This window comes from Collinsella sp. AF02-46-1 (assembly GCF_003465825.1).
Lineage (GTDB): Bacteria > Actinomycetota > Coriobacteriia > Coriobacteriales > Coriobacteriaceae > Collinsella.
In genome coordinates this window covers 1-23,821 of sequence record NZ_QSBV01000006.1, presented here as the reverse complement: position 1 = coordinate 23,821, position 23,821 = coordinate 1, and the positions used below count along the sequence as shown (strand labels likewise).

Sequence of the window (23,821 nt, the reverse complement as noted above, 5' to 3'; positions counted from 1 at the left end):
TGACTGTGGCAGATTTCGAAGCTACTGATTTTGACTCGGTAAAGATCTCCCTTGCCTCCGCCGACCAGATCCGTTCCTGGTCGCACGGTGAGGTCAAGAAGCCGGAGACCATCAATTACCGTACCCTCAAGCCCGAGAAGGACGGCCTGTTCTGCGAGAAGATCTTCGGTCCCGCCAAGGACTGGGAGTGCTCCTGCGGCAAGTACAAGGGCATCCGCTTTAAGGGCATCGTCTGCGAGCGCTGCGGCGTCGAGGTCACCTCGGCCAAGGTGCGTCGCGACCGCATGGGCCACATCGAGCTCGCCGCTCCCGTGTCCCACATCTGGTACTTCAAGAGCCCCACGAGCTTCCCGATGAGCCGTATGCTCGACATCAAGTCCAAGGACCTCGAGAAGGTTCTGTACTTTGCCAGCTACATCATCACCGAGGTCGACTACGAGGCTCGCGAGGCCGACGCTGACGACCTGCGCGAGGAGCTCGCCGCCGATCTGGAAGAGATCGATGCCGAGTGCGCCCGCCAGATCGAGTCCCTCAAGGAGCAGGGCAACCCCGAGAACTTTGACGAGTTCTCCGACGAGGAGCCGCTGACCCCCGAGGAGATCGCTTCTGGCATCGTCGACATCGAGGAAGAGTGCAAGGACGAGAAGCAGCTCCGCACGGACGCCTTCAACGCCTTCATGAAGCTCACCGAGCGCGACCTCATCTCCGATGAGCCGCTGTTCCGTGAGATGACCCGTTACTACTCCATGTACTTCAAGGGTGGTATGGGTGCCGAGGCCGTCCGCGACCTGCTCGCTGCCATCGACCTTCCCTCCGAGGCCGAGAAGCTCAAGGCCATCATCGCCGACGAGGACTCCCAGAAGCAGAAGCGCGAGAAGGCCGTCAAGCGCCTCGAGGTCGTTGACGCCTTCCTGAAGGGCGGCAACAGCCCCGCGAACATGATCCTGGACGTCATCCCGGTCATTCCGCCCGATCTGCGCCCGATGGTCCAGCTCGACGGCGGCCGCTTCGCCGCGTCCGACCTCAACGATCTGTATCGTCGCGTGATCAACCGTAACAACCGACTCAAGCGCCTGCTCGACCTGGACGCCCCTGCGATCATCGTGAACAACGAGAAGCGCATGCTCCAGGAGTCCGTGGACGCCCTGTTCGACAACGGCCGTCGTGGTCGCCCGGTCTCTGGCCGTGGCGGTCGCCCGCTCAAGTCGCTCGCCGAGGCCCTCAAGGGCAAGCAGGGCCGTTTCCGTCAGAACCTGCTGGGCAAGCGTGTCGACTACTCCGGCCGTTCGGTAATCGTTACCGACCCCAAGCTGCTGCTGCACCAGTGCGGTCTGCCCAAGACCATGGCGCTGGAGCTCTTCAAGCCCTTCGTCATGAAGCGCCTGGTCGAGCTTGGCAAGGTCGAGAACATCAAGGGCGCCAAGCGCGCTATCGACCGCGGTGCCACCTTTGTGTGGGATATCCTCGAAGAGGTCATCGACGGCCGCGTCGTGCTGCTCAACCGTGCACCGACCCTGCACCGTCTGTCCATCCAGGCCTTTGAGCCGGTGCTGGTCGAGGGCAAGGCTATCCACCTGCATCCGCTGGTCTGCTCGCCCTTCAACGCCGACTTCGACGGCGACCAGATGTCCGTCCACGTGCCGCTGTCCAGCCAGGCTCAGGCCGAGGCTCGCGTGCTTATGCTCTCTGCGAACAACCTGCGCTCGCCGGCATCCGGCAAGCCGGTTAACATCCCCTCGCAGGACATGATCATCGGTGTGTACTACCTGACCCAGGTCCGCGACGGTCTGCCGGGCGAGAACCACGTGTTCGCCAGCTTCGACGACGCGCTGCACGCCTATGACTGCCGCTCCGAGGTCGACATGCAGGCCAAGATTCAGGTCCGCGTGTCCGCTGCCGACGCCAATGTCATCAACGAGGACGGCACCCGTATCTTCCGCGTCAAGAACGGCAAGAACGAGTTTGTCGACTACGACGTCACCGGCAACAAGACCGCGCGCTTCGAGACCTCTATCGGCCGCATCATCTTCAACCGCCAGTGCCTGCCCGAAGACTACGAGTTCATGAACTACAAGATGGTCAAGGGCGACGTGGCCAAGCTGGTTGCGGACTGCTGCGATCGCTATCCCGAGGCCAAGGTCGGCCCGATCCTCGACGCCATCAAGTACTCCGGCTTCCACTACGCTACCCGCGCCGGCCTCACCATCTCGGTGTGGGACGCTCTCATCCCTGCCGAGAAGCAGGAGCTGCTCGATCGCGCCCAGGCCAACGTCGACCAGATCAACGAGTACTTCGAGGAGGGCTTCATCAACGAGACGGAGCGCCACATCGAAGTCGTTAACGAGTGGACCGCTTGTACCGATAAGGTTGCAGCGCTCATGCTCGACTTGTTCGACGAGGAGAACCCGCTCTACATGATGGCCGACTCCGGCGCCCGTGGTTCTAAGACCCAGCTGCGTCAGCTCGGCGGCATGCGTGGCCTGATGGCAGACATGTCCGGCGAGACGATCGACCTTCCCATTAAGGCGAACTTCCGCGAGGGCCTGCTGCCGCTCGAGTACTTCATTTCGACCTACGGCGCCCGTAAGGGCCTGGTCGATACCGCATCCCACACCTCGGACTCTGGTTACCTGACCCGTCGTCTGGTCGACGTGGCCCAGGACGTCATCGTCCGCGAGGAGGACTGCGGTACGCACGAGGGCGTCACCTACAACCTCATCATCCCCGGCACCACCGACCTCAACACCGACCTCGTCGGCCGTTGCTTCATTGAGGACGTCGTGGCTCCCGATGGCACCGTGCTCTTTGAGCAGGACGACTACATCGAGAAGGTCGCTGACATCCAGAAGATGGTCGATGCCGGCCTTAAGAAGGTAAAGCTTCGCGCGCTGCTCACCTGCCGCTCCAAGTACGGCGTGTGCCAGAAGTGCTACGGCTGGGATCTTTCCACCCGTCGTCCGGTCGCCATCGGTACCGCGGTCGGCATTATTGCCGCCCAGTCCATCGGCGAGCCCGGTACGCAGCTTACGATGCGTACCATTCACTCCGGCGGCGTCGCTGGCGTCGACGATATTACGCAGGGTCTGCCTACGGTCAGCCGTATGTTCGATATCGTCGGCAACGTCAACGAGAAGATCCTGGGTCGCGAGGCCGAGCTGGCTCCGTACTCTGGTCACCTCTCGATTAAGCCCGAGAAGTCCGAGTACGTGCTGACGCTCACCGACTCCGAGGATCACACCCGTGTCCTCGACGAGCGTCGCGTCCCCGCTTCGGTGCGCTTCATGCCCGAGATCGAGGACGGCTGCGAGGTTCGCGCTGGCGACCAGATCACCAAGGGCTTCGTCAACTTCCGCAACCTGCGCAAGCTGACCGACATCGAGTCGACGATGCACACCTTCGTCGAGAGCGTCAAGGACGTCTACACCAGCCAGGGCGTCGACCTGAACGACAAGCACATCGAGGTGCTCGCACGCCAGATGCTGCGTCGCGTTCAGATCACCAACCCCGGCGACTCCAAGTACCTGCTTGGTCAGTACGTCGACCGCTACGAGTTTGCCGACGAGGTCGAGCGCGTTGCCCGTCTGGGCGGTCAGGCTCCTGTGGCCGAGCCCGTCATCCTGGGTACGCTCAAGGTCGCGTCCAACATCGACTCCTGGCTGTCGAGCGCTTCGTTCATCCGTACCGCTGGCGTCCTTACCGAGGCTGCCATCGAGGGCAAGGTCGACCACCTGCTCGACCTTAAGTCCAACGTCATCGTCGGTAAGAAGATCCCGGCTGGTACCGGCCTCAAGCCGTACGCCAACGCCAAGCTGACGTATCGCACGGCCGACGGCTACGTGGACATCGACGGCCCGGCTTCGCCCAACGCCAAGTCGCTGCCCGAGTGGGCTCCTGTGGAGCTCAAGGACCTGGACGAGCAGCTCCCGCAGCAGCTCGACTGGGCCGGCTACGACGAGTTCGGTGGTGCTGACGGTTCGTTCACCCGCAACGGCCACACCATCTCCGCCGAGAAGGCTCGTCTGTACCTGTTCGACGACCTGGGCGTGTCGCAGCGCTGGACCAACAAGTTCAGCGAGGTTGGCATCGAGACGGTCGGCGACCTGGTTGGCAAGTCCGAGGAGGATCTGCTGCGCATCGATGGCATCGGCGCCAAGGCGATCGAGGAGCTCCGTGACGGCCTCGAGGCCCACGACCTGCTCTACATCCTCGAGAACAACGACGACGTTGCCGACGAGGAAGACCTCTCGCAGCTGCTGCAGATGGTCTTTAGCCCCGACGGTCCGGACGACATCCTGCTGGGTACCTCCGCTCCGACGCATCACGCCGACGCCGACGAGGAGCTCCTGGGCGCCCCGATCGACGACAAGAAGGCTCCCGCCAACGGCGCGATCAACGAGGACATGGCTTCCCTCGACGAGCTGCTCAACCAGCTCGTGGACACCGACGACGCCGAAGAGGCCAAGGACAACGACGAGGAATAATTTCCTAGTACGTTAACCGCCCTTCCAAAGACCCGCTTCCCAACAGGGGAGCGGGTCTTTTTTGGTGAGGAACGTTGCCCCGACGAGCACGTCGGATTCCCGGAACGGGCGGCCCGCTGTTAAAGTTTGTCGCGAGTTCCGCACGCAAAGGAAAGCACTTAATGTGCTTTCCGTCTTGTGCAGGACTGTAGAGCAGCAAACTTAAACAGCGGGCCGCCCGTTCCGGGAATCCGCCCCCGCGCACAGAAGGGGATTCCTTTTGCCAATAAGGGACAGGTTTATTTTGGTAGGTTTTTCCTGCTTGGATTTGAAACATTTCGTTCGGCCAAAGCGTATCTATGGTGAGGACCTCATCAAGAACCATCAGCGTCACCGGGAGGTGATTATGGAAGAACAAGCTTTTAGACAGGCGGTTGAAGACCACCGTGATGTCGTGTTTCGGATCGCCTTGACGTACCTGCGCGATCGCGCCGATGCCGACGATATTGCCCAAGATGTCTTTCTTAAGTTGCTTAAAAGCGATGGACACTTTGAAAGTTGGGAACATCTTCGCCGCTGGCTTATCCGGGTCACGATCAATGAATGCAAGTCTCTCTTTCGAAAACCGTGGAGGCGCGTGGAGGATATCGAGAATCTGACCGATTCGCTCTTGGCGGCGCAGGACGAGACTAAGGCCGTCCTGTCGGACGTCATGCGGCTTCCGGAACGATTCCGTATCCCCATCGTGCTCTATTACTATCTGGGCTTCTCGACTTCAGAGATTGCCGAGTTATTGCATGTGCCAGCCGCGACCGTTAGAACGCGTTTAGCTCGCGGTAGATCGAAGCTCAAATTCATCCTAGAGGAGGGCGGCCGTGAAATCCAATCAAATCAAGCAGGCCTTCGAGTCCATCCAAGCCGATAGCGATCTTGCCGACCGTGTTATTGATGCTGCTGCGGGTGAGCCGCTTCATCGAAAGGGCCACGCGAAGCCTCTCTATGTTGCCGTAATCGGATGCCTTGCCGGAGTGCTGGCGACCGGAGGGGTCGCCTACGCTGTTGTCAATTCCAGTTATTTTGCCTCTGCCTGGGGAAACCATGGCAACGGAGAGTCCGTTACCTGGACAAATGGCGGCTCGTCGGGGACGAAATATACCTACACCAGAGAGTTTGGTGATGGTATCGCGCCCCAAAGCCTGGAGGGTGCAGTCCAGAAGGTCAATCTGTCCGTCGAGGGCAACGGCTATACGCTCGACATTCATGAGATGGCAATCGACGAGAACGGTTGCGGTGCTGTGACGTTTACATTGTCCAATCCGAATGGCGTTAACTACTACAAGCCGGCGGCAGAGCTTGGCGAACTTGTTCTCTATGGTGAAGAAGAAGGGGGCGTCAGTACACCCAGCATGAACTTCGGCGAGGAATGGGCTGATACACGCTGCACCATTGATAAAGACACATCAAGCGACACGGTCATTAACGGCACGATGTACTTTGCATCTTGGAATCGCGATCGAGATTTACGACATGCGGTCACCTGGAATATCAGTTGGACGGAGGGCAAAGGTGAGGATGCGAAGGTGATCGAGGTATCGACGCCAGAGTTTAACGTCGGAGCGCACGTCGATACAAAGGAGCTCCGCTCCGACGACTCGCCTCTCGAGATCAGCCCGTTTTCCATCCAGACGCACATCGATGATCTGGGCTATGAAGCAGTTGATCATAAACTGACCGTCAGCTACAAGGATGGATCGGAGCAGATTATCGAAGATGACGACGCAGGGGCGTACAACTTCTATGTTTCGATGGCACGCAATAGCGGAGAGAACATCTGGGTTCCGACAAGGCTCATCAATGTCGATCAGGTTGTATCGGTAACCCTTGAGGGAACGAGGTGCACATCAACAGGGGAGACTCAAACGGAAGAACCCTTTACCATCGTCTACTCGTAAGGCTTGAGGCCGCTTCCCACTAGGGGAAGCGGCCTTTTCCCAGATAAAACCTGCCAAAACAAACCTGTCCCGTTTTGGCAGGTAACGTTGCCCCGACGAGCGCGTCGGATCCCCGGCCCGGGCGGCGCGGGGTTAAGTTTGTCGCGAGTTCCGCACGAGCCGGAGAGCACTTAATGTGCTCTCCGTGCGAGCCAGGACTGTAGAGCAGCAAACTTAAGCCAGGGCCGCCCGGCCCGGGAATCCGCCCTTATGCGCAGGAGGAGATTCCTTTTATGGAGGCTTTGCGGAAATATAGCTATTTTGGGATACGCCCGGCGGCGTGGTCTGTTGACGGCACAGCTAACGGCACGTATCCTATCGAACTGCGTGTTTCGTAGGGGGATGCTGACCCCTCGATTCAAGCCGTTGCACTTTACAGAAAGCTGGAATCATTCGAGAAGGAGTACGCTTTGCCTACTATTAACCAGCTGGTTCGCCAGGGCCGTCGTTCCGTGCCCAAGAAGTCCAAGAACGCTGCTCTGCAGCACAACTCCCAGAAGCGCGGCGTGTGCACCCGCGTCTTCACCACGAGCCCCAAGAAGCCGAACTCGGCTCTTCGTAAGGTTGCCCGTGTTCGCCTTGTCAACGGCATCGAAGTTACTGCTTACATCCCGGGTGAGGGCCACAACCTGCAGGAGCACTCCATCGTGCTCGTCCGCGGCGGTCGTGTCCGTGACCTCCCTGGTGTCCGTTATCACGTCATCCGTGGCGCCTACGACGCTGCTCCGGTCCAGAACCGTATGCAGGCCCGCTCCAAGTACGGTGCTAAGCGCCCCAAGGCCAAATAAGCCAGATAACGTTTTGATACTTTCGCCGTGTGCCGCCTAAGCGCCGCACGGTTGACACTTAAGGAGATTTCACATGCCGCGTCGTGCAGCAGCTAATCGTCGTGAGGTTCAGCCTGACGCCGTTTACAACAACCGCCTGGTGACTCAGCTCATCAACAAGGTCCTTCTTGACGGCAAGAAGGCCACCGCTGAGCGCATCGTTTACACCGCTTTCGAGATCGTTGCCGAGAAGTCCGAGGGTAGCGACGCTCTCGCTACCTTCAAGAAGGCTATGGACAACGTCAAGCCCACGCTCGAGGTTAAGCCCAAGCGTGTCGGTGGCGCTACCTATCAGGTCCCGATGGAGGTCAACTCCCGTCGTTCCACCGCTCTGGGCATCCGCTGGATCGTCAACTTCTCCCGCGCTCGCAAGGAGAAGACCATGGCCGAGCGTCTCGCTAACGAGATCCTCGACGCCTCCAACGGTCTTGGCGCTTCCGTCAAGAAGCGTGAGGACGTCTTCAAGATGGCCGAGGCCAACCGCGCGTTCTCTCACTATCGTTGGTAAGTTTAAGGTAAGGAACTAACATGGCTAAGCCTAAGTACAAGCTTTCCGATACCCGTAACATCGGCATCATGGCTCACATCGATGCCGGTAAGACCACCACGACCGAGCGTATTCTTTACTACACCGGTAAGACCCACAAGATCGGTGAGGTCCATGAGGGCGCTGCCACCATGGACTGGATGGTTCAGGAGCAGGAGCGCGGCGTAACCATTACCTCCGCTGCCACTACGTGCTTCTGGAACAAGGACGGTAAGGACTACCGCATCCAGATCATCGACACCCCGGGCCACGTTGACTTCACCGCCGAGGTCGAGCGCTGCCTGCGCGTCCTCGATGGCGCTGTCGCCGTCTTCGACGCCGTTGCCGGCGTCCAGCCCCAGTCTGAGACCGTTTGGCGTCAGGCTTCTACCTTCAACGTTCCCCGCATCGCCTTCATCAACAAGTATGACCGCGTGGGCGCTGACTTCTTCAACGCTATCGAGACCATGAAGGATCGTCTCGACGCCAACGCCGTGGCCGCTCAGGTCCCGATGGGCGCCGAGGACAACTTCTGGGGCGTCATCGACCTCGTTACCATGACTGCATGGGACTTCAAGGCCGACGAGAAGGGCATGACCTACCCCGAGCCGATGGACGAGATCCCGGCTGAGTTTGCCGACATCGCTGCCACCAAGCGCGAGGAGCTCCTCGACGCTGCTGCCAGCTTTGATGACGAGCTCATGGAGAAGATCCTCATGGAGGAGGACTTCACCGTCGAGGAGCTCAAGGCTGCTCTGCGCAAGGGCGTTCTGGCCAACGAGCTCAACCTCGTCTTCGTGGGCTCCGCCTACAAGAACAAGGGCGTTCAGGAGCTGCTCGACGCTGTCGTCGACTACCTGCCCAGCCCGCTCGACGTTGAGGCCGTCACCGGTACCGATCCGGACACCGGCGAGGAGATCCAGCGTCATCCTTCCTTCGACGAGCCCTTCTCCGGCCTGGTCTTCAAGATCATGACCGACCCGTTCGTCGGTAAGCTCACCTACGTCCGCGTTTACTCCGGCCGCGCCGAGTCCGGCTCCTACGTTGTCAACGCTTCCAACGGTCAGCGCGAGCGCCTCGGCCGCATCCTCGAGATGAATGCCGCCGAGCGTATCGACCGTGACGACGCTGCCGCCGGCGACATCGTCGCTTGCGTCGGCTTCAAGAACTCCACCACCGGTGACACCCTGTGCGCCGAGGGCAAGGAGATCGTCCTCGAGAAGATTGAGTTCGCTAAGCCCGTTATTGACGTTGCCATCGAGCCCAAGACCAAGGCCGAGCAGGACAAGATGTCCCTGGCTCTGACCAAGCTCGCCGAGGAGGACCCGACCTTCCAGGTGTCCACCAACCACGAGACCGGCCAGACCATCATCGCCGGCATGGGCGAGCTGCACCTCGAGATCATCGTCGACCGTCTGCTCCGCGAGTTCAAGGTTGACGCTAACGTCGGTAAGCCCCAGGTTGCCTACCGCGAGACCGCCGGTCACGACGTCGAGAAGGCTGAGGGCAAGTTCGTCCGTCAGTCCGGCGGTCGCGGTCAGTACGGCCACGCCGTCATCAAGCTCGAGAAGATGGAGGAGGGCTTCGGCTACGAGTTCGTCAACGCTATCGTCGGCGGCGTCGTGCCCAAGGAGTACATCCCGTCCATCGACAAGGGCATCCAGGAGGCCCTGAACACCGGTGTTATCGCCGGCTTCCCGGTCCTCGACGTTAAGGTCACCCTGTTCGACGGTTCTTACCACGAGGTCGACTCCTCCGAGGCCGCCTTCAAGATCGCCGGTTCCATGGCTATCAAGGACGCTCTCAAGAAGTCCGATCCGCAGCTGCTCGAGCCGATCATGGCTGTCGAGGTCGAGACCCCCGAGCAGTACATGGGCGACGTTATGGGCAACCTCTCCGGTCGCCGCGGCAAGATCGAGGGCATGGAGGATCGCAAGAACAGCAAGCTCATCCGTGCCAAGGTGCCGCTGGGCGAGATGTTCGGTTACGCTACCGACCTTCGCTCCCAGACCCAGGGCCGTGCATCCTACACGATGCAGTTCGACTCTTATGAGCCCGCGCCCAAGTCCATCGTGGACGAGGTCATGAGCAAGAACGCCTAAGTTCGAGCTCCCTGTTACGTAATCCGCGAGAGCATCTCTCGCACTCTTTGGAGGTTTAAGTTGGCTACCCAGAAGATCCGCATTCGCCTCAAGGGCTATGATCACGAGGTCGTCGATCAGTCCGCGAAGCTCATCGTCGAGACCGCTCAGAAGACCGGTGCTCGCGTTTCCGGTCCTGTCCCCCTGCCCACCGAGCGTAACCTGTACACGGTTATCCGCTCGCCGCACGTGAACAAGGACTCCCGTGAGCAGTTCGAGATGCGCACCCACAAGCGCCTCATCGACATCCTCGACCCCACCTCGGGCACCGTTGATTCGCTCATGCGTCTCGACCTCCCCGCTGGCGTCGACATCGACATCAAGCTCTAAGCGATATCGCTCATAGCTTACAGAGCCCCGCTGCCATTACGGTAGCGGGGCTCTTTTGTTTTGCATGATGGCCTTGGGGGACCGGGTAATGCTGTCGAGCGGGTGGCTGTGGCGCCTTATTTACCCATGGAACGCAGCGATGCCTCCTCAAAATGGAAGGATCGCAAGCCGTCTTCCGTCTCGATGCACGCGCGACCAAAGGTATCGACCGTTTGAAAGATGCCACGTGCCAGCTCGTCACCGGCAGGGGAACGGGCGATAACTTGCTCCCCAATCCAATTGAGATGAGCGACATAATCATCGTGGACGGGCGCGATCGGACCAGCGTCTTCTTCCATGGCGTTGAGCAGATCTGCCCACGCGTCCACAGCGTTTACGACGGTGTGATAGACCTCCTTGAGTAGGACATCGACGGTGGGAACATTCTCGTTGAGGTCTGACAGACCGATTGCCGGCAGGCCGCCATCGGGAACCTCCGAGGGCACATAGTTCACATTGACGCCAATGCCGCAGACGGCAAAGGGCTTGCCCTCGTTGTCACGAGCCGCCTCGACCAAGATGCCGCCGAGCTTATGTCCTCGTGCGACGAGGTCGTTGGGCCATTTGAGGCCGATCTCGTTAGCAAGACCTTGCGCCTCGAGCGCCTCGAGCACCGCTAGGCCGCTGACGGCGGCAAGGCCAGAGTACTTGGCGGGATTAACACGAGGACGTAGGACAATCGAGAGCAACAGGTTGCCGGCGGTTGAATCCCACTTGTGGCCGCGTCGGCCGCGTCCTGCCGTTTGCGCGCGGGCGGCAAGCCCCGTGCCGTGCGGCGCTCCCTGTTTTCCTGCCTCGAGCAGGTCATCGTTGGTCGATCCGGTTACGTCGACTATCGTTAATTGGGCATCCATAGCGGCTGCTACCTCCTTAATGAATAAGTGAATGACGCAATGGTGTCGAGAGATAGACACAATGTGAAGCCTTTGTCGCATTTGGACAATTTAATGTTAACACGTCAACAAAGCGAAGAATGCGCTATCCTCTCTTGGTCGATGTAAACACGTCAACAACTCAAAGGAGGTTAGTGATGGGTTTCACGATTCTTGGAACAGGCTCGGCGCTTCCCAAGCGCAGAGTTTCCAATGACGAGCTGTCCGAGTTCCTCGATACCTCGGATGAGTGGATTTTTACCCGCACGGGCATCAAGAGCCGCCATGTGTGCACCACCGAGTCGCTCGACGACCTTGCCGTGGCAGCGAGCGAGCAAGCGCTCCAGACGTCCGGAGTCGATGCGAGTCAGCTGGATCTTATCGTCTGTTCGACGACGACGGGCGATCATCTCGTTCCCGCCGAAGCGTGCGCCGTTGCTGAGCGCCTGGGTGCCACATGTCCTGCCTTCGACGTTTCGGCGGCTTGTGCCGGCTTCGTATTTGCGCTCGATGTCGCCGAGGGCTATATCGCCCGCGGTCGTGCCAGGCGCGTGCTTATCGTTGCTGCCGAGCAGATGACGCGCGCGCTCGACTGGACCGACCGTGCCACGTGCGTGCTCTTTGGTGATGGCGCGGGTGCTGCGGTCATAGAGGCTGGGGGAGAGAATCCCCTCGCCGTTGAGCTTTCGACGTCGCCTGACGCCGAAACACTGCGCGTCCCCGGATTGGCGGGCTCCTCGCCGTATAAGACAGCGCAGGACCGCGAAAGCGTGCTGTCCATGAACGGTCGTCGTGTGTTCAAGTTCGGCGTCAATGCCATCTGCGACATGGTCCATAAGCTTGCGAGCGATGCGAGCATTGCGGTCGAAGACATCGATCATTTTGTATTCCATCAGGCTAACGAACGAATCCTGAGCCAGGCGGTCAAGCGCTTAGGTGTGCCGGACGACTGTGTGGTCCGAACGTTGCGTGAAACCGGCAATATTTCGAGCGCCTGCATTCCCTTTGCGCTTGATCGGCTGGCGCGCACCAACGCACTGAATGCGGGCGACACCATCGCCCTCGTTGGATTTGGCGCCGGCTTGGATGTAGGTGGCTATCTACTTCGCTGGAAGTAGCTGCACATAGGAAATGAAAACGCCCCTGGGGCACAAACAAAGGAGAACTACCATGGCAGATCAGAAGACCTTCGAGCGCGTTTGCGACGTTATCCGCGAGACCGCCGGCCTTGACGATGTCGAGATGAAGCCCGAGTCCACGCTCGAGGAGATTGGCCTCGACAGCCTGGGTACCGTCGAGATCCTCGTTGCCGTCGAGGACGAGTTTGGCATTGAGCTCGATACCGAGGAGAACCCCAAGACGGTCGGCGAGTTCGTCGATACGGTCGAGGCGGCATTGGAGAAGTAGTGATGCTCAAGTCTCCTCTCTGCGATCTGCTCGGCATCGAAAAGCCTGTGTTCCAGGGCGGCATGGCCTGGATTGCTGACGCCTCGCTGGCATCGGCCGTGTCCGAGGCAGGCGGCTTAGGCATTATCGCGGCCATGAATGCCGATGCCAACTGGCTGCGCGATCAGATTCACGAGCTGCGCGCCAAGACGGATAAGCCCTTTGGCGTCAACGTTATGCTCATGAGCCCGTTTGTCGACGAGGTCGCACAAGTGGTGATTGATGAACGGGTGCCCGTTGTGGTGACCGGCGCCGGCAATCCCACCAAGTACATGAAGGCGTGGAACGAGGCGGGCATCAAGGTCATCCCGGTCGTTGCCTCGGTGGCGCTGGCGCGTCTCGTGGCGCGTCGCGGGGCCACCGCCGTGGTTGCCGAAGGCACCGAATCAGGCGGCCATATTGGCGAGACCTCGACGATGGCACTGGTGCCGCAGGTTGTCGATGCGGTCGATATTCCCGTGGTCGCGGCTGGCGGTATCGCCGATGGCCGCGGTGTGGCGGCCGCCTTTATGCTCGGCGCTGCCGGCGTCCAGGTGGGAACACGCTTTCTGGTCGCAAACGAGTGCACCGTATCCGAACAGTACAAAGAGCTGGTGCTCAAGGCAGGCGACACGTCGACGCGCGCGACCGGTCGCTCGACGGGACATCCGGTTCGTGCCCTCAAGAGCCCCTTCACCAACGCGTATGCCAAGAACGAGGCGGCGGGCGCAAGTCCCGAGGAGCTCGGGGCCATGGGCACGGGTGCGCTTCGCAAGGCGGCAAAGGACGGTAATTACGAAGAGGGTTCGTATTTGTGCGGACAGATTGCCGGCATGGTCAACGAGCGCCAGAGCGCTCGCGAAATCGTCGACGATCTGGTCGGCGGCGCCGAGCATGTCCTGAAGGGTGCGTCCGCATGGGTAGCGTAGCGTTTCTGTTTGCCGGTCAGGGTGCCCAGCACCCCGCGATGGGCGTCGACCTCATCGAAGCATCGCCGGCGGCTGCCGAGGTGTTCGCCATTGCCGACGAGGTGCGCCCGGGGACCAGCGAGCAGTGCCGGAGCGCCTCCAAGGAGGAGCTCTCGCAGACCGAGAACACGCAGCCTTGCGTGTTCGTGCACGACTTGGCTGTCGCCGTCGCCCTGCGCGAGCGCGGCGTGGTGCCTGCCGCCTGTGCGGGATTCTCGCTGGGCGAGGTCGCTGCACTCACCTTTGCGGGGGCATTCGATACGCGAGCGGGTTTTGAGCTCGTATGTGAGCGCGCGGCATTGATGGCCACGGCGGCCGAGCGTCACCCCGGCGGCATGCGCGCCGTCATCAAACTCGATGCGGCGCAGGTCGAGGGCTTGGCAAAACAGGCCGGCGAGGACTGCTGGCCGGTCAACTACAACAGCCCCCAGCAGACGGTTGTGGCCGGAGCGCCCGAGGCGCTGCAGGAGCTCGACGTTCTAGTGAAAGAGGCTGGCGGTCGCGCCATGAAGGTCGCAGTGTCGGGTGCATTCCATAGCCCCTATATGGCCGAGGCGACTGAGGGACTGGCGACGTATATCCAAGCCGGGCACGCCCCGTCCCCTTTGCTGATTCCGGTCATGGCAAATATGACGGCGGCGCCCTATCCGGCCGACCCGCAGACGGCATCGGAGGTGCTGGCCAACCAGGTGAGTCATGCCGTGCGCTGGGTCGACGCGCTGCATGCTCTGCAGGATCAAGGCATCGACACGTTTATTGAGGTCGGCCCCGGCAAAACGCTGTCGGGCCTGGTCAAGCGTACGCTGAGCGACGTTCGCGTGTATTCGTGCGAAACGGCCGAGCAGGTCGCAGCTATTGCCGACGAGCTCGCATAGTCCATAGGGCTGAAACCCGAAAGGAATGACATGGGCAACTTGAACAACGGCGCGCTCGAGCGCAACGACTCACGTCGCGTGGCACTGGTCACGGGCGGCTCGCGGGGTATCGGCCGCGCCTGCGCTGTCGGTCTGGCGGAGGACGGCTTTGATATCGCCGTCGTCTATGCCGGCAGCGTCGATGCGGCGCGCGAGACGTGCGAAGCCTGCGAGGCGTCTGGCGCCACGGTGCGCGCATATCAATGCGACGTGGCCGATCCCGCTGCCGTCAACGCGTGCGTGGAAGCGGTCCTCAACGACTTTGGGTCCATTTGGGCGCTTGTCAACAACGCTGGCATCACCCGCGATGGCCTGCTCATGCGCATGGGCGATGACGCCTTCGATCGCGTGCTCGATGTCAATCTTAAAGGAACGTTTAACATGACGCGCGCGCTCACTAAGACCTTTATGCGCCAGCGTGGCGGCTGCGTCGTCAACATGAGCTCGGTTGTGGGCCTGATGGGCAACGCCGGACAGGCTAATTACGCTGCCTCCAAGGCGGGCGTGATTGGCCTGACCAAGGCGGTAGCGCGCGAGCTTGCACCCCGCGGCGTACGAGTGAACGCGGTCGCCCCGGGGTTTGTCGAGACGGATATGACGTCAAAGCTCTCGGAGAAGGTTCGCGCGGCAACCGAGGAGCAGATTCCCCTTAAGCGCATGGCGCGCCCCGAGGAAGTGGCCGGCGTGGTGCGCTTTTTGGCGAGCGATGCGGCTGCCTACATTACGGGTGAAGTCATACGCGTCGACGGCGGAATGGCGATGTAGAAATCAGGGCCGAAGAACGGCTTGGATGAGGAGACCATGATGGAACAGAGAGTTGCAATCACCGGCATCGGTGCCGTATCGCCGCTCGGCAACACCGCGCTTGCCACCTGGGCGGCTATGTGCGCCGGCACGTGCGGTATCGGCCCGATCACGCACTTCGATACGGATGCGTTTGCTGTCAAGGTGGCGGCCGAGGTCAAGGGCTTTGACGGCAACGAGTACTTTGGCAAGCGCGACGCCAAGCATCTCGACCCCTGCGTTCAGTTTGCGATGGCGGCTTCGGACGAGGCCATGCACGATGCGGGCTTTGATGTCGAAGGCGCCATCGATCGAGAGCGCCTGGGCGTCTACGTGGGCTCGGGTGTGGGCGGCATGCAGACACTCGTCGACAACGTCCACGCGATCGCCGATCGGGGGCCTCGTCGCGCATCGCCTTACATGATCGCGATGATGATTCCCAACATGGCTTCGGGCAACATCGCGATTCGCCATAAGGCAAAGGGCCCGACCCTACCCGTCGTGACTGCCTGCGCGACTTCTGCCCATGCGGTGGGTGAGGCGTTCCGCGCCATCAAGCACGGCTATGCCGACGCGATCCTCGCGGGCGGCGCCGAGGCCGCAATTATCCCCGATGCCGTTGCGGGCTTTACGTCCTGCCGCGCATTGACCACCAACCCCGATCCTGCGACGGCTTGCCGCCCGTTCGATGCAGACCGCGACGGCTTTGTGATGGGCGAGGGCGCTTGCGTGCTGGTACTCGAGAGCATGGAACATGCGCAGGCGCGCGGTGCGCACATTTATGCCGAGGTCGTGGGCTACGGCAACACCGATGATGCTTATCACATCACGAGTCCCGATCCCGAGGCTGCCGGCATTGCCCGCGCGATATCGCTGGCGGTGGCCGAGGGCGACGTCAAGCCTTCCGAGGGCCTCTACATCAATGCCCACGGCACCTCGACCAAGCTTAATGATTCGTCCGAGACGGCGGGCATTAAGCGAGCGCTCGGCGAGGACGCGGCGCGCGCCGCACATGTCTCGTCGACCAAGTCGATGACGGGGCACATGATCGGTGCCACGGGGGCCATCGAGGTCATGGCCTGCGCCATGGCACTCGAGCAGGGCGTGGTGCCGCCGACCATTAACTACCACACGCCCGATTCCGCCTGCGATCTTGATTACACGCCCAATCGAGCGGTTCGCGCCGACCTTACCTGGGCGCTTTCGACCAACCTGGGCTTTGGCGGGCACAACGCCGCCATCGCGCTGCGTAGATATACGAGGAGCTAGAGCATGGATTCCAAAAGACTTGCCGAGATAGCCGATGTGATGGAGGACCGCGGCCTCACGCGCGTACGTGTTGAGGAGCCCGATGGCACCGCGGTCGAACTCGAGCGCGCGAGTGTGGCGCAGCCGGTTGCCGTGCCCATGCCTATGCCGAGCGCCATGGCCGCTCAAGTTGCAGCTCCCACAGTCGCGCCTGCCGCACCGGAACCCGCCACGCAGACACCTGCCGCCGCGCCGGAGCCCAAGGGCACCGAGGTGACTGCTCCCATGGTGGGCGTCTTCTATGCTGCCCCTGCGCCGGGCGACGAGCCATTTGTGCGCGTGGGCTCCAAGGTCAAGGCCGGCGAGACCCTCTGCATCATCGAGGCCATGAAGGTTCTCAACGAGGTGACGGCCGAGGCAGACGGTGAGGTGCTCGAGATCTGCGTGGCCGACGGCGACCTCGTGGAGTTTGGCAGCTGCCTCATGAGGATCGGATAGGTGATATCCATGAACAAAGAAGAGCTCAAGAAGCTGTTACCGCATCGCGAGCCGATGCTTTTGCTCGACGAAGCCGAGCTGGTGGGCGACGAGGCCCACGGCAAGATCACGATTACAGGCGACGAGTACTTTTTGCAGGGACATTTTCCGGGAAACCCGGTCGTTCCCGGCGTGATTCAGTGCGAGATGCTCGCCCAGAACTGCTGCGTACTGCTGATGGGCGATGAGGAGGCGCGCGGCGCGACGCCGTTCTACACGAGTCTGGACAAGGTGCGCTTTAAGCGTCCGGTGCGCCCGGGCGACACGGTGGATCTAGTGTGCTCCATCACGCGTGCGCGCGGGCCGTTCCGCTTTGCGACGGGTACTGCGAGCGTCAACGGTGAGGTTTGCTGCCGCGCCGATATGTCTTTTGCACTCATGCACGAAAGTTAAGGAAGGCTCCATGTTCGACAAAGTGCTCATCGCCAACCGCGGCGAAGTCGCGGTCCGTGTTATCCGCGCGTGCCGCGATATGGGCATCAAGACCGTCGCCGTTTATTCCACGGCCGATGCGGACGCGCTACACGTGCAGCTTGCCGACGAGGCGTATTGCATCGGCGGCCCGCGTCTTGCCGAGAGCTACCTCAACGACGATGCCGTGCTCACCTGTGCCGTAAAGTCGGGAGCTAAGGCAATTCATCCCGGCTATGGCTTCTTTTCCGAGAAGTCGAGCTTCGTGCGCGACTGCGACAAGTTCGGTCTGGCGTTTGTCGGTCCTTCGGCCGAGGTGATCGACAGCATGGGCGACAAGGACGCCGCACGCCGAACGGCCGCTGCTGCGGGCGTGCCCATCGTGCCGGGCTGCGATTTGCTCAAAAGCCCCGAGGAAGCAACGGCCGAGGCCGAGCGCATCGGCTGCCCCGTGCTTATTAAGGCGCGCGCGGGCGGCGGCGGTCGCGGTATTCGCAAGGTCGAGCGCGTGGAAGATGCGGCAAAGGCGTTCAGCGAGGCGCGTGCCGAGGGTGAGGCCGTTTTTGGCGACGGCGAGTGCTACATGGAGAAGTTCGTTGCGCCGGCGCATCACGTTGAGGTACAGATTATGGCCGATAAGCAGGGCCATGTGTTTTCGCTCGGCGAGCGCGAGTGCTCGGTGCAGCGCCGCAACCAAAAGCTGATCGAGGAGAGCCCCGCGCCGTGCCTCGACGGACGCGATGATATTCGCGCGCGCATGCACAAGGCCGCGCGCGACCTGGCTCGTGCCGTTGGCTATGAGGGCGCTGGCACCATCGAGTTTTTGTACTCAGATGACGGCAATTTCTACTTTATGGAAATGAACACGCGCTTGCAGGTGGAGCATCCGGTTACGGAGTTTGTGACCGATACCGACCTGGTTAAGTGGCAGCTGCGCGTGGCTGCCGGCCAGCCTCTGCCCTTTGAGCAGGAGGACGTACCGGTCCGCAACCACGCCATGGAGTGCCGCATCAATGCCGAAACGCCGGACTTTCTACCGTCATGTGGAACGGTCACCGCGTTGCGTGTGCCGGGTGGTCCGCGCGTGCGCTGGGATTCCGCCATGTTTACCGGAGCGAAAGTTCCGCCGTACTACGACTCCATGCTCGGCAAGCTCATCGTGTGCGCGCCCACGCGTGACGGTGCCATTCGCAAGATGCGCTCGGCCCTGGGCGAGCTCGTGATTGAGGGCGTGAGCGAAAATAGCGAGCTTCAGCTCGACGTGCTGGCAAACGACGAGTTTTTGTCGGGCATGTATCACACCGATCTGATGGGGCATCTCTATGCTGATGAATAGAAAAGCGAAGACGGTCAATGTCCTTGAGGGGCCGATAACCGAGTCGTGCGCCGAGTTCCCCGCGCGCCACGTGTTTGTCAAATGCCCGGAGTGCCGCCGTGTGATCGATGAGGCGCGCCTGCACGACAACCTCGAGGTCTGCCCTCGTTGCGGCAAACACTTTCGCGTGAGCGGTCGCGCGCGCATGCGCATGACGGTCGACGCGGGTACCTTTGAGGAATGGGATGCCAATCTGGCGTCGAAGGACTTCCTCTCGTTTCCCGGTTATGCCGACAAGCTTAAGAGCGTGAGCGAGCGTTCGGGCGAGCGCGATGCCGTTGTGTGCGGCAGGGGCAAAATCTGCGGCTGCGATACCGCGCTCTTCTTTATGGATGCCAACTTTATGATGGGCTCAATGGGCTCCGTGGTGGGCGAGAAGATCTGTCGTGTCTTTGAGCGCGCGGCCGAGTTGGGGCTGCCGGTCGTTGGCTTTACCGTATCGGGCGGCGCCCGCATGCAGGAGGGCGTGACCTCGCTCATGCAGATGGCCAAGATTTCTGCGGCGGTTAGGCGCCACAGCGAGGCGGGCGGCCTGTACATCACGGTGCTCACCGACCCCACGACCGGAGGCGTAACCGCGAGCTTTGCCATGGAGGGCGACATTATCCTGGCCGAGCCCGATGCCCTGACAGCATTTGCCGGCCCGCGCGTGATCGAGCAGAACATGCACAAGCGTCTGCCCAAGGGATTCCAGCGTTCCGAGTTTTTGCTGGAGCACGGCTTTTGCGATGCCGTTGTTCCGCGTGGTGAGATTGCGCTCACGGTAGGCGAGCTGCTGGCGCTGCACGAAGGGCACGCGCCCGGCCTGGGGGCACCGCATGAGATCGTGCATACGGGTCGTCGCGACAAAAAGCTGGGACACTTGTTTAAGCGCTCGGCCGCACCAAAAAGCGCGCTCGAAATCGTCAAACAGACTCGCTCGGCGAACCGCGCCACGGCAGGCGAGATGATCTCGTTGGGTCTCGACGGATTCGTAGAGCTGCACGGCGACCGCTACTTTGGCGACGATGCTGCCGTGGTGGGCGGCATCGGCTGGAAAGACGGGCGACCCGTGACGGTTATCGCCATCGAGCGCGGTACCACGACCAAAGAGCGCATGCGTCGCAACTTTGGTATGGCACATCCCGAGGGCTACCGCAAGGCACGTCGCCTGATGCACCAAGCCGAGAAATTTGGTCGGCCGGTTCTGTGCCTGGTTGATACTTCGGGCGCGTTTTGCGGCATCGGTGCCGAGGAGCGCGGCCAGGGCGAGGCGATTGCCCAGAATCTCATGGAGATGAGCGGCCTTAAGACGCCGATTGTCTCGGTGGTGACAGGCGAGGGCGGCTCTGGTGGCGCGCTGGCGCTGTCCGTGGCCGACCGCATCCTGATGCTCTCGAGCTCGGCCTATTCGGTCGTGAGCCCCGAGGCCTGTGCGTCGATCCTGTGGAAGGATACCGAGCGCGCGAATGAGGCCGCTGAGGCGCTTAAGCTCACGGCCCCCGATCTGTTGGCGCTCGGCATCATCGACGGCATTGTTGACGATAGGGGCCTGTCGCATGAGGAGATCGCCGGTGTCGTCATGTCCTCGGCATTTGATGCCTTCGATACGCTTGGGCAGCTCGACGCCGCGACCCTCACAAACCTCCGCTACGAAAAGTACCGCGCAATCGGTCAGTACCGCACGATGTGACAAAGGGACAGTCCGCATGTCACATTGGGAAAGGCGTTCCATGTCACAAGTTTCTAACACCTCGTTTACAACGACGGTTTCATCAAACGCCATGGCCGTGGTGGACTATCTGTCCAAAAGCATGATGTCGGCGTTGCCGTTTATTGTCTGCGCGGCGCTGTTCCGCACCGTTGCCGTCATTATGGGCGAAGGCATGCTTGGTCTATGGCCTGCCGATTCCGAAATCTATCGCCTGTTTTACAGCTGGCTGTATAACGCCGGCTATTACTTTTTGCCCATCTATCTTGGTTGGGCCGCTGCCCGCCAGCTCGGTTGCTCGGAGCAGCTGGGCATGATGCTGGGCGGCGTATTGATTGTGCCCGATCTGCTTAAGCTCGTTGATGCCGCATCGACGACGGGGGCATCGATGACTTTCGTGTATGGTCTACTTCCCGCGCCGGTCAACGATTACACGACGACTGTTATTCCGGTTCTCATCTCGGTGCCCGTGCTATGGCAGGTGGAGCGTTTCTTTAAGCGCACTATCCCTCAGGCTGTGGCGTTTTCTTTTGTACCGTTTGCAACCATGCTTGTCATGGTTCCGGTGTCGCTGTGTGTTACGGCGCCGGCAGGCAGCTATCTGGGCATGCTGTTGGGACAGCTTATGTTTATGCTTGGCAATTCCGGTGGCATCGTGTCGCTGCTCACGCTCATGGGGCTTGCCGCGGGCTGGGAGTTTCTTAAGATCGCGGGTGTCAGCAACGTTGTCCTATCGCTCGCCTATGCGCAGTTTATGAGTGTGGGAACGGATTCGTGCATCCTGATCGCCGCGACGATGGCAACGTTCGCCGTTTGGGGTATGCCCTTTGGCGCGTCGCTCCGCGTTGCGGATAAGGACGAGAAGGCGCTCATGCTGGGCTATTCGATCTCGGGCGTGCTTGGCGGCGTAAGCGAGCCGGCGCTGTACGGCTGCGGCTTTAAATATGGCAGGTGTCTGACATGCATGGCCATTGGCGGCGCCGTCGGAGGCCTTGTTGCGGCCGTGGGCTACGTTACGGCCTATACCATCGGCATGACGAATGTCCTTATGGTCATTGGCTTTGCCACGGGCGGCATTTCGAACCTGCTGTGGTGCTGCGCTGCCGGTGGCACGGCATTTGCGGTGTCTGCGGCGCTGAGCTACTGCTTTGGCGTGGTGCCGGCGAAGGAGCAGGTGACGGGGGACGGAGCCGATTTGCCCGAAACCTCGAAGAGCGTGGCCGAGGCAAACGCATAAACCTGTGCGACACAAGGACGATTCCTTTGCCACATTCCAAGGCCGTGGTCCGTGTGGGCTGCGGCCTTTTTGTATCTGGAGGACAAAGTGGCTACACTACAATCCGTTTGAGCAATAGATATATAGGTAGTACCGTGGGGGCGGATATAGATGGTCGAGTGGATTGTTAAGCGTGCGCAGGGCGACCGTGCGCGCGTGGGCACGTTGACGGGCGTGGTGTGTATTCTCGCCAATGTGGCGCTATGTGCTGCGAAGGGTGCAATTGGCGTGCTGTCGGGATTGGTTTCGATCGTGGCGGACGCTATGAACAACTTATCCGACGCAAGCTCAAACATCGTGAGCGTGCTGGGCTTTAAGCTGGCGAGTAAGCCCGCCGACCCCGAGCATCCTTACGGCCACGGTCGCTACGAGTACCTCTCTGGTCTAGTCGTGGCGGCGCTCGTGCTGCTCATTGGCCTCGAACTGGTAAAGTCCTCGGTGGAGCGCATCATCCACCCCGAACCTGTCGAGTTCTCGCTTGCCCTGGTGGCAGTCCTTGTGCTTTCGATGGTCGTTAAGCTGTGGATGGCGGCCCTCAACCAAAAGCTCGGCGATCGTATTGAGTCCGAGACGCTGCATGCGACCGCTCAGGACTCAAAGAACGATGTCCTAGCCACGGGTGCTGTGCTGGCGTGCGCAATTGTTTCGCAGGTGACGCACATCAATCTTGATGCATGGGTCGGCCTTGCCGTTGGCGCCTATATTGGCTGGAGCGGCTTTGAACTCATCCAGGATACGGTGAGCCCGCTTTTGGGCCAGGCGCCCGATCCTAAGCTGGTCAAGCACATTCGAGACAAGATCATGAGCTACCCCGGCGTTTTGGGCGTCCACGACCTGATGGTTCACGACTACGGCCCGGGCAGGAAGTTCGCAAGCGCGCATGCCGAGATGGCAGCCGAGGCCAGCCCGCTGGAATGTCACGACACGCTCGATAACATCGAGCAGTCGTTTAGAAACGAAGACGGAATGATCGTCACGCTCCATTACGATCCCATCGTGACCGACGACCCCAAAGTGGCGAGCATGCGTCTGCGCATCAACGCTATGGCTCAAGAGATCGATAGCCGCCTTTCGATTCACGACCTGCGCTGTGTTCCGGGTCCCACGCATACCAACGTGATCTTTGACTGCGTACGTCCCTCGGATTTGGCGATGAGCGCCGAGGACCTAAAGCACGCGTTGGCGAAACGTGTCGAATCCGAATATCCCAAGTCGATTGCCAAGATCACGATCGACGAAGACTATGTCGGCCATACCCACGAGTAGGGCCGAGCCGATAAAGCAACTGATGCAGAAGGGGAGAGCATGAAGCGCCTATACCTACTCCGCCACGGTCAGACGGAGTTCAACGTCAAAAAGCTGGTCCAGGGCCGCTGCGATTCACCGTTGACCGACCTGGGCCGCAAACAAGCGGGAATGGCAGCCGCATGGCTCAAGGGCCACGGCGTCGTCCCCGATAAAGTGGTCTCTTCGCCTCTAGACCGAGCCATGGACACAGCTCAGCTCGTCGCAACCGAGCTTCTCGGCGCAGACGCTGACGTTGAGCCCTGCGAAGGCATTATCGAGCGCTGCTACGGCACCTTCGAAGAGGGCCCGCACGACGCGCTACCCACCGACGTCTGGGATCCAGGCGAGGACTTAATCCCATTCGGAGGAGAAGGAAGCCAGGCACTGCAAGGGCGCATGATAGACACCCTCACCAATATCATGGACGTCGATGGTATCGAAACCCTTCTAGCAGTAAGCCATGGCAGCGCCAGCCGCCAATTCATCAAGGCTGCAGCCCCAGAGGACTTCGAACTCCCAACAAAACTCCCCAACTGCGCCATCATGATCTTCAATTTCGATGAGGCAAAGCTACAAGCAGAAGGCGAGCCTCATCAATGTAAGTTCACCCTCCAGCAAATAGTGGACCCCCAACAAAGTCATTAGCCTGAGCGAGCAAGGTTTAGCAGACATCAACGTGGCGTTCCCAGTGTGCGGCGGAGGGGGCGGGCCTGAGACATAT

At 60.7% G+C, this 23,821-nt stretch carries 21 protein-coding genes; 20 read left to right on the top strand and 1 reads right to left on the bottom strand.

Going from position 1 to position 23,821, the window contains the following annotated elements; all coding sequences use genetic code 11:
• Nucleotides 1-5 precede the first annotated feature (5 nt).
• The 7 genes from DWV20_RS03510 (at nucleotide 6) to rpsJ (ending at nucleotide 10,275) form a co-directional block, all read left to right on the top strand.
• Nucleotides 6-4,481 carry a DNA-directed RNA polymerase subunit beta' gene (locus tag DWV20_RS03510; RefSeq protein WP_199581779.1) on the top strand — a complete coding sequence of 1,492 codons (4,476 nt, stop codon included), beginning with the start codon at nucleotides 6-8 and terminating at the stop codon, nucleotides 4,479-4,481.
• Between the two features lie 385 nt (nucleotides 4,482-4,866).
• Nucleotides 4,867-5,385 (top strand): RNA polymerase sigma factor, encoded by a 519-nt coding sequence (locus DWV20_RS03505; RefSeq protein WP_233539765.1) that lies wholly within the window; start codon nucleotides 4,867-4,869, stop codon nucleotides 5,383-5,385.
• Nucleotides 5,336-6,412, top strand: coding sequence for a DUF4179 domain-containing protein (locus DWV20_RS03500; protein ID WP_118256407.1), 1,077 nt, complete (start codon nucleotides 5,336-5,338; stop codon nucleotides 6,410-6,412). The genes DWV20_RS03505 and DWV20_RS03500 overlap by 50 nt, the downstream gene beginning before the upstream one ends.
• Nucleotides 6,413-6,861: 449 nt before the next feature.
• Complete coding sequence (gene rpsL, locus DWV20_RS03495) at nucleotides 6,862-7,239, top strand: 30S ribosomal protein S12 (protein ID WP_006235012.1); 378 nt, start codon at nucleotides 6,862-6,864, stop codon at nucleotides 7,237-7,239.
• A 73-nt stretch (nucleotides 7,240-7,312) separates the two neighbouring features.
• Entirely contained in the window at nucleotides 7,313-7,786 is a 474-nt protein-coding gene (gene rpsG, locus DWV20_RS03490) for a 30S ribosomal protein S7 (protein WP_118256406.1), read from the top strand.
• A gap of 20 nt (nucleotides 7,787-7,806) precedes the next feature.
• Nucleotides 7,807-9,906 (top strand): elongation factor G, encoded by a 2,100-nt coding sequence (fusA, locus tag DWV20_RS03485; RefSeq protein ID WP_022094183.1) that lies wholly within the window; start codon nucleotides 7,807-7,809, stop codon nucleotides 9,904-9,906.
• A 60-nt stretch (nucleotides 9,907-9,966) separates the two neighbouring features.
• Complete coding sequence (gene rpsJ / locus DWV20_RS03480) at nucleotides 9,967-10,275, top strand: 30S ribosomal protein S10 (protein ID WP_022094184.1); 309 nt, start codon at nucleotides 9,967-9,969, stop codon at nucleotides 10,273-10,275.
• Nucleotides 10,276-10,391: 116 nt separating this feature from the next.
• On the opposite strand, the gene DWV20_RS03475 is transcribed toward rpsJ, so the two are convergent.
• Nucleotides 10,392-11,168 carry a biotin--[acetyl-CoA-carboxylase] ligase gene (locus DWV20_RS03475; protein WP_158566306.1) on the bottom strand — a complete coding sequence of 259 codons (777 nt, stop codon included), beginning with the start codon at nucleotides 11,166-11,168 and terminating at the stop codon, nucleotides 10,392-10,394.
• A 176-nt stretch (nucleotides 11,169-11,344) separates the two neighbouring features.
• Here DWV20_RS03475 and DWV20_RS03470 point away from each other — a divergent pair, with 176 nt between their 5' ends.
• From DWV20_RS03470 to DWV20_RS03410, 13 genes are all read left to right on the top strand, one after another.
• Nucleotides 11,345-12,304 carry a 3-oxoacyl-ACP synthase III family protein gene (locus DWV20_RS03470; protein WP_118256404.1) on the top strand — a complete coding sequence of 320 codons (960 nt, stop codon included), beginning with the start codon at nucleotides 11,345-11,347 and terminating at the stop codon, nucleotides 12,302-12,304.
• Between the two features lie 52 nt (nucleotides 12,305-12,356).
• Nucleotides 12,357-12,593 (top strand): acyl carrier protein, encoded by a 237-nt coding sequence (locus tag DWV20_RS03465; protein WP_055285196.1) that lies wholly within the window; start codon nucleotides 12,357-12,359, stop codon nucleotides 12,591-12,593.
• Nucleotides 12,594-12,595: 2 nt separating this feature from the next.
• Complete coding sequence (gene fabK / locus DWV20_RS03460) at nucleotides 12,596-13,540, top strand: enoyl-[acyl-carrier-protein] reductase FabK (RefSeq protein ID WP_117862226.1); 945 nt, start codon at nucleotides 12,596-12,598, stop codon at nucleotides 13,538-13,540.
• Nucleotides 13,528-14,454: an ACP S-malonyltransferase gene (locus tag DWV20_RS03455; protein ID WP_118256403.1), complete on the top strand. Its 927-nt coding sequence runs from the start codon at nucleotides 13,528-13,530 to the stop codon at nucleotides 14,452-14,454. Before fabK ends, DWV20_RS03455 begins: the two co-directional genes overlap by 13 nt.
• Before the next feature lie 30 nt (nucleotides 14,455-14,484).
• Nucleotides 14,485-15,258 (top strand): 3-oxoacyl-[acyl-carrier-protein] reductase, encoded by a 774-nt coding sequence (gene fabG / locus DWV20_RS03450; protein WP_118256402.1) that lies wholly within the window; start codon nucleotides 14,485-14,487, stop codon nucleotides 15,256-15,258.
• Nucleotides 15,259-15,297: 39 nt separating this feature from the next.
• Complete coding sequence (fabF, locus tag DWV20_RS03445) at nucleotides 15,298-16,545, top strand: beta-ketoacyl-ACP synthase II (RefSeq protein ID WP_118256401.1); 1,248 nt, start codon at nucleotides 15,298-15,300, stop codon at nucleotides 16,543-16,545.
• Between the two features lie 3 nt (nucleotides 16,546-16,548).
• Nucleotides 16,549-17,022 carry an acetyl-CoA carboxylase biotin carboxyl carrier protein gene (gene accB, locus DWV20_RS03440; protein ID WP_117629227.1) on the top strand — a complete coding sequence of 158 codons (474 nt, stop codon included), beginning with the start codon at nucleotides 16,549-16,551 and terminating at the stop codon, nucleotides 17,020-17,022.
• Nucleotides 17,023-17,031: 9 nt separating this feature from the next.
• Nucleotides 17,032-17,454: a 3-hydroxyacyl-ACP dehydratase FabZ gene (gene fabZ / locus DWV20_RS03435; RefSeq protein WP_099432064.1), complete on the top strand. Its 423-nt coding sequence runs from the start codon at nucleotides 17,032-17,034 to the stop codon at nucleotides 17,452-17,454.
• Nucleotides 17,455-17,464: 10 nt separating this feature from the next.
• Nucleotides 17,465-18,808, top strand: coding sequence for an acetyl/propionyl/methylcrotonyl-CoA carboxylase subunit alpha (locus tag DWV20_RS03430; protein WP_118256400.1), 1,344 nt, complete (start codon nucleotides 17,465-17,467; stop codon nucleotides 18,806-18,808).
• Nucleotides 18,795-20,519 carry an acetyl-CoA carboxylase, carboxyltransferase subunit beta gene (gene accD / locus DWV20_RS03425; RefSeq protein WP_118256399.1) on the top strand — a complete coding sequence of 575 codons (1,725 nt, stop codon included), beginning with the start codon at nucleotides 18,795-18,797 and terminating at the stop codon, nucleotides 20,517-20,519. Before DWV20_RS03430 ends, accD begins: the two co-directional genes overlap by 14 nt.
• A 40-nt stretch (nucleotides 20,520-20,559) precedes the next feature.
• A complete protein-coding gene (locus tag DWV20_RS03420; protein WP_118256398.1) occupies nucleotides 20,560-21,774 on the top strand; it encodes a PTS fructose transporter subunit IIB in 1,215 nt (404 codons plus the stop codon).
• Nucleotides 21,775-21,924: 150 nt separating this feature from the next.
• On the top strand, nucleotides 21,925-23,079 hold the full coding sequence (locus DWV20_RS03415; RefSeq protein ID WP_118256397.1) for a cation diffusion facilitator family transporter: 1,155 nt from the start codon (nucleotides 21,925-21,927) through the stop codon (nucleotides 23,077-23,079).
• 39 nt (nucleotides 23,080-23,118) lie between these two features.
• Complete coding sequence (locus tag DWV20_RS03410; protein WP_118256396.1) at nucleotides 23,119-23,745, top strand: histidine phosphatase family protein; 627 nt, start codon at nucleotides 23,119-23,121, stop codon at nucleotides 23,743-23,745.
• Nucleotides 23,746-23,821 lie beyond the last annotated feature (76 nt).

What these genes read in the sequence shown, in the direction of transcription:
- DWV20_RS03505 (WP_233539765.1), top strand. Translation starts at nt 4,867, where the DNA reads ATGGAAGAACAAGCTTTTAGACAGGCGGTTGAAGACCACCGTGATGTC.
- rpsG (WP_118256406.1), top strand. Translation starts at nt 7,313, where the DNA reads ATGCCGCGTCGTGCAGCAGCTAATCGTCGTGAGGTTCAGCCTGACGCC.
- fusA (WP_022094183.1), top strand. Translation starts at nt 7,807, where the DNA reads ATGGCTAAGCCTAAGTACAAGCTTTCCGATACCCGTAACATCGGCATC.
- DWV20_RS03475 (WP_158566306.1), bottom strand. Translation starts at nt 11,168, where the DNA reads ATGGATGCCCAATTAACGATAGTCGACGTAACCGGATCGACCAACGAT.
- DWV20_RS03470 (WP_118256404.1), top strand. Translation starts at nt 11,345, where the DNA reads ATGGGTTTCACGATTCTTGGAACAGGCTCGGCGCTTCCCAAGCGCAGA.
- DWV20_RS03465 (WP_055285196.1), top strand. Translation starts at nt 12,357, where the DNA reads ATGGCAGATCAGAAGACCTTCGAGCGCGTTTGCGACGTTATCCGCGAG.
- fabK (WP_117862226.1), top strand. Translation starts at nt 12,596, where the DNA reads ATGCTCAAGTCTCCTCTCTGCGATCTGCTCGGCATCGAAAAGCCTGTG.
- DWV20_RS03455 (WP_118256403.1), top strand. Translation starts at nt 13,528, where the DNA reads ATGGGTAGCGTAGCGTTTCTGTTTGCCGGTCAGGGTGCCCAGCACCCC.
- fabG (WP_118256402.1), top strand. Translation starts at nt 14,485, where the DNA reads ATGGGCAACTTGAACAACGGCGCGCTCGAGCGCAACGACTCACGTCGC.
- fabF (WP_118256401.1), top strand. Translation starts at nt 15,298, where the DNA reads ATGGAACAGAGAGTTGCAATCACCGGCATCGGTGCCGTATCGCCGCTC.
- accB (WP_117629227.1), top strand. Translation starts at nt 16,549, where the DNA reads ATGGATTCCAAAAGACTTGCCGAGATAGCCGATGTGATGGAGGACCGC.
- fabZ (WP_099432064.1), top strand. Translation starts at nt 17,032, where the DNA reads ATGAACAAAGAAGAGCTCAAGAAGCTGTTACCGCATCGCGAGCCGATG.
- DWV20_RS03430 (WP_118256400.1), top strand. Translation starts at nt 17,465, where the DNA reads ATGTTCGACAAAGTGCTCATCGCCAACCGCGGCGAAGTCGCGGTCCGT.
- accD (WP_118256399.1), top strand. Translation starts at nt 18,795, where the DNA reads ATGCTGATGAATAGAAAAGCGAAGACGGTCAATGTCCTTGAGGGGCCG.
- DWV20_RS03420 (WP_118256398.1), top strand. Translation starts at nt 20,560, where the DNA reads ATGTCACAAGTTTCTAACACCTCGTTTACAACGACGGTTTCATCAAAC.
- DWV20_RS03415 (WP_118256397.1), top strand. Translation starts at nt 21,925, where the DNA reads ATGGTCGAGTGGATTGTTAAGCGTGCGCAGGGCGACCGTGCGCGCGTG.
- DWV20_RS03410 (WP_118256396.1), top strand. Translation starts at nt 23,119, where the DNA reads ATGAAGCGCCTATACCTACTCCGCCACGGTCAGACGGAGTTCAACGTC.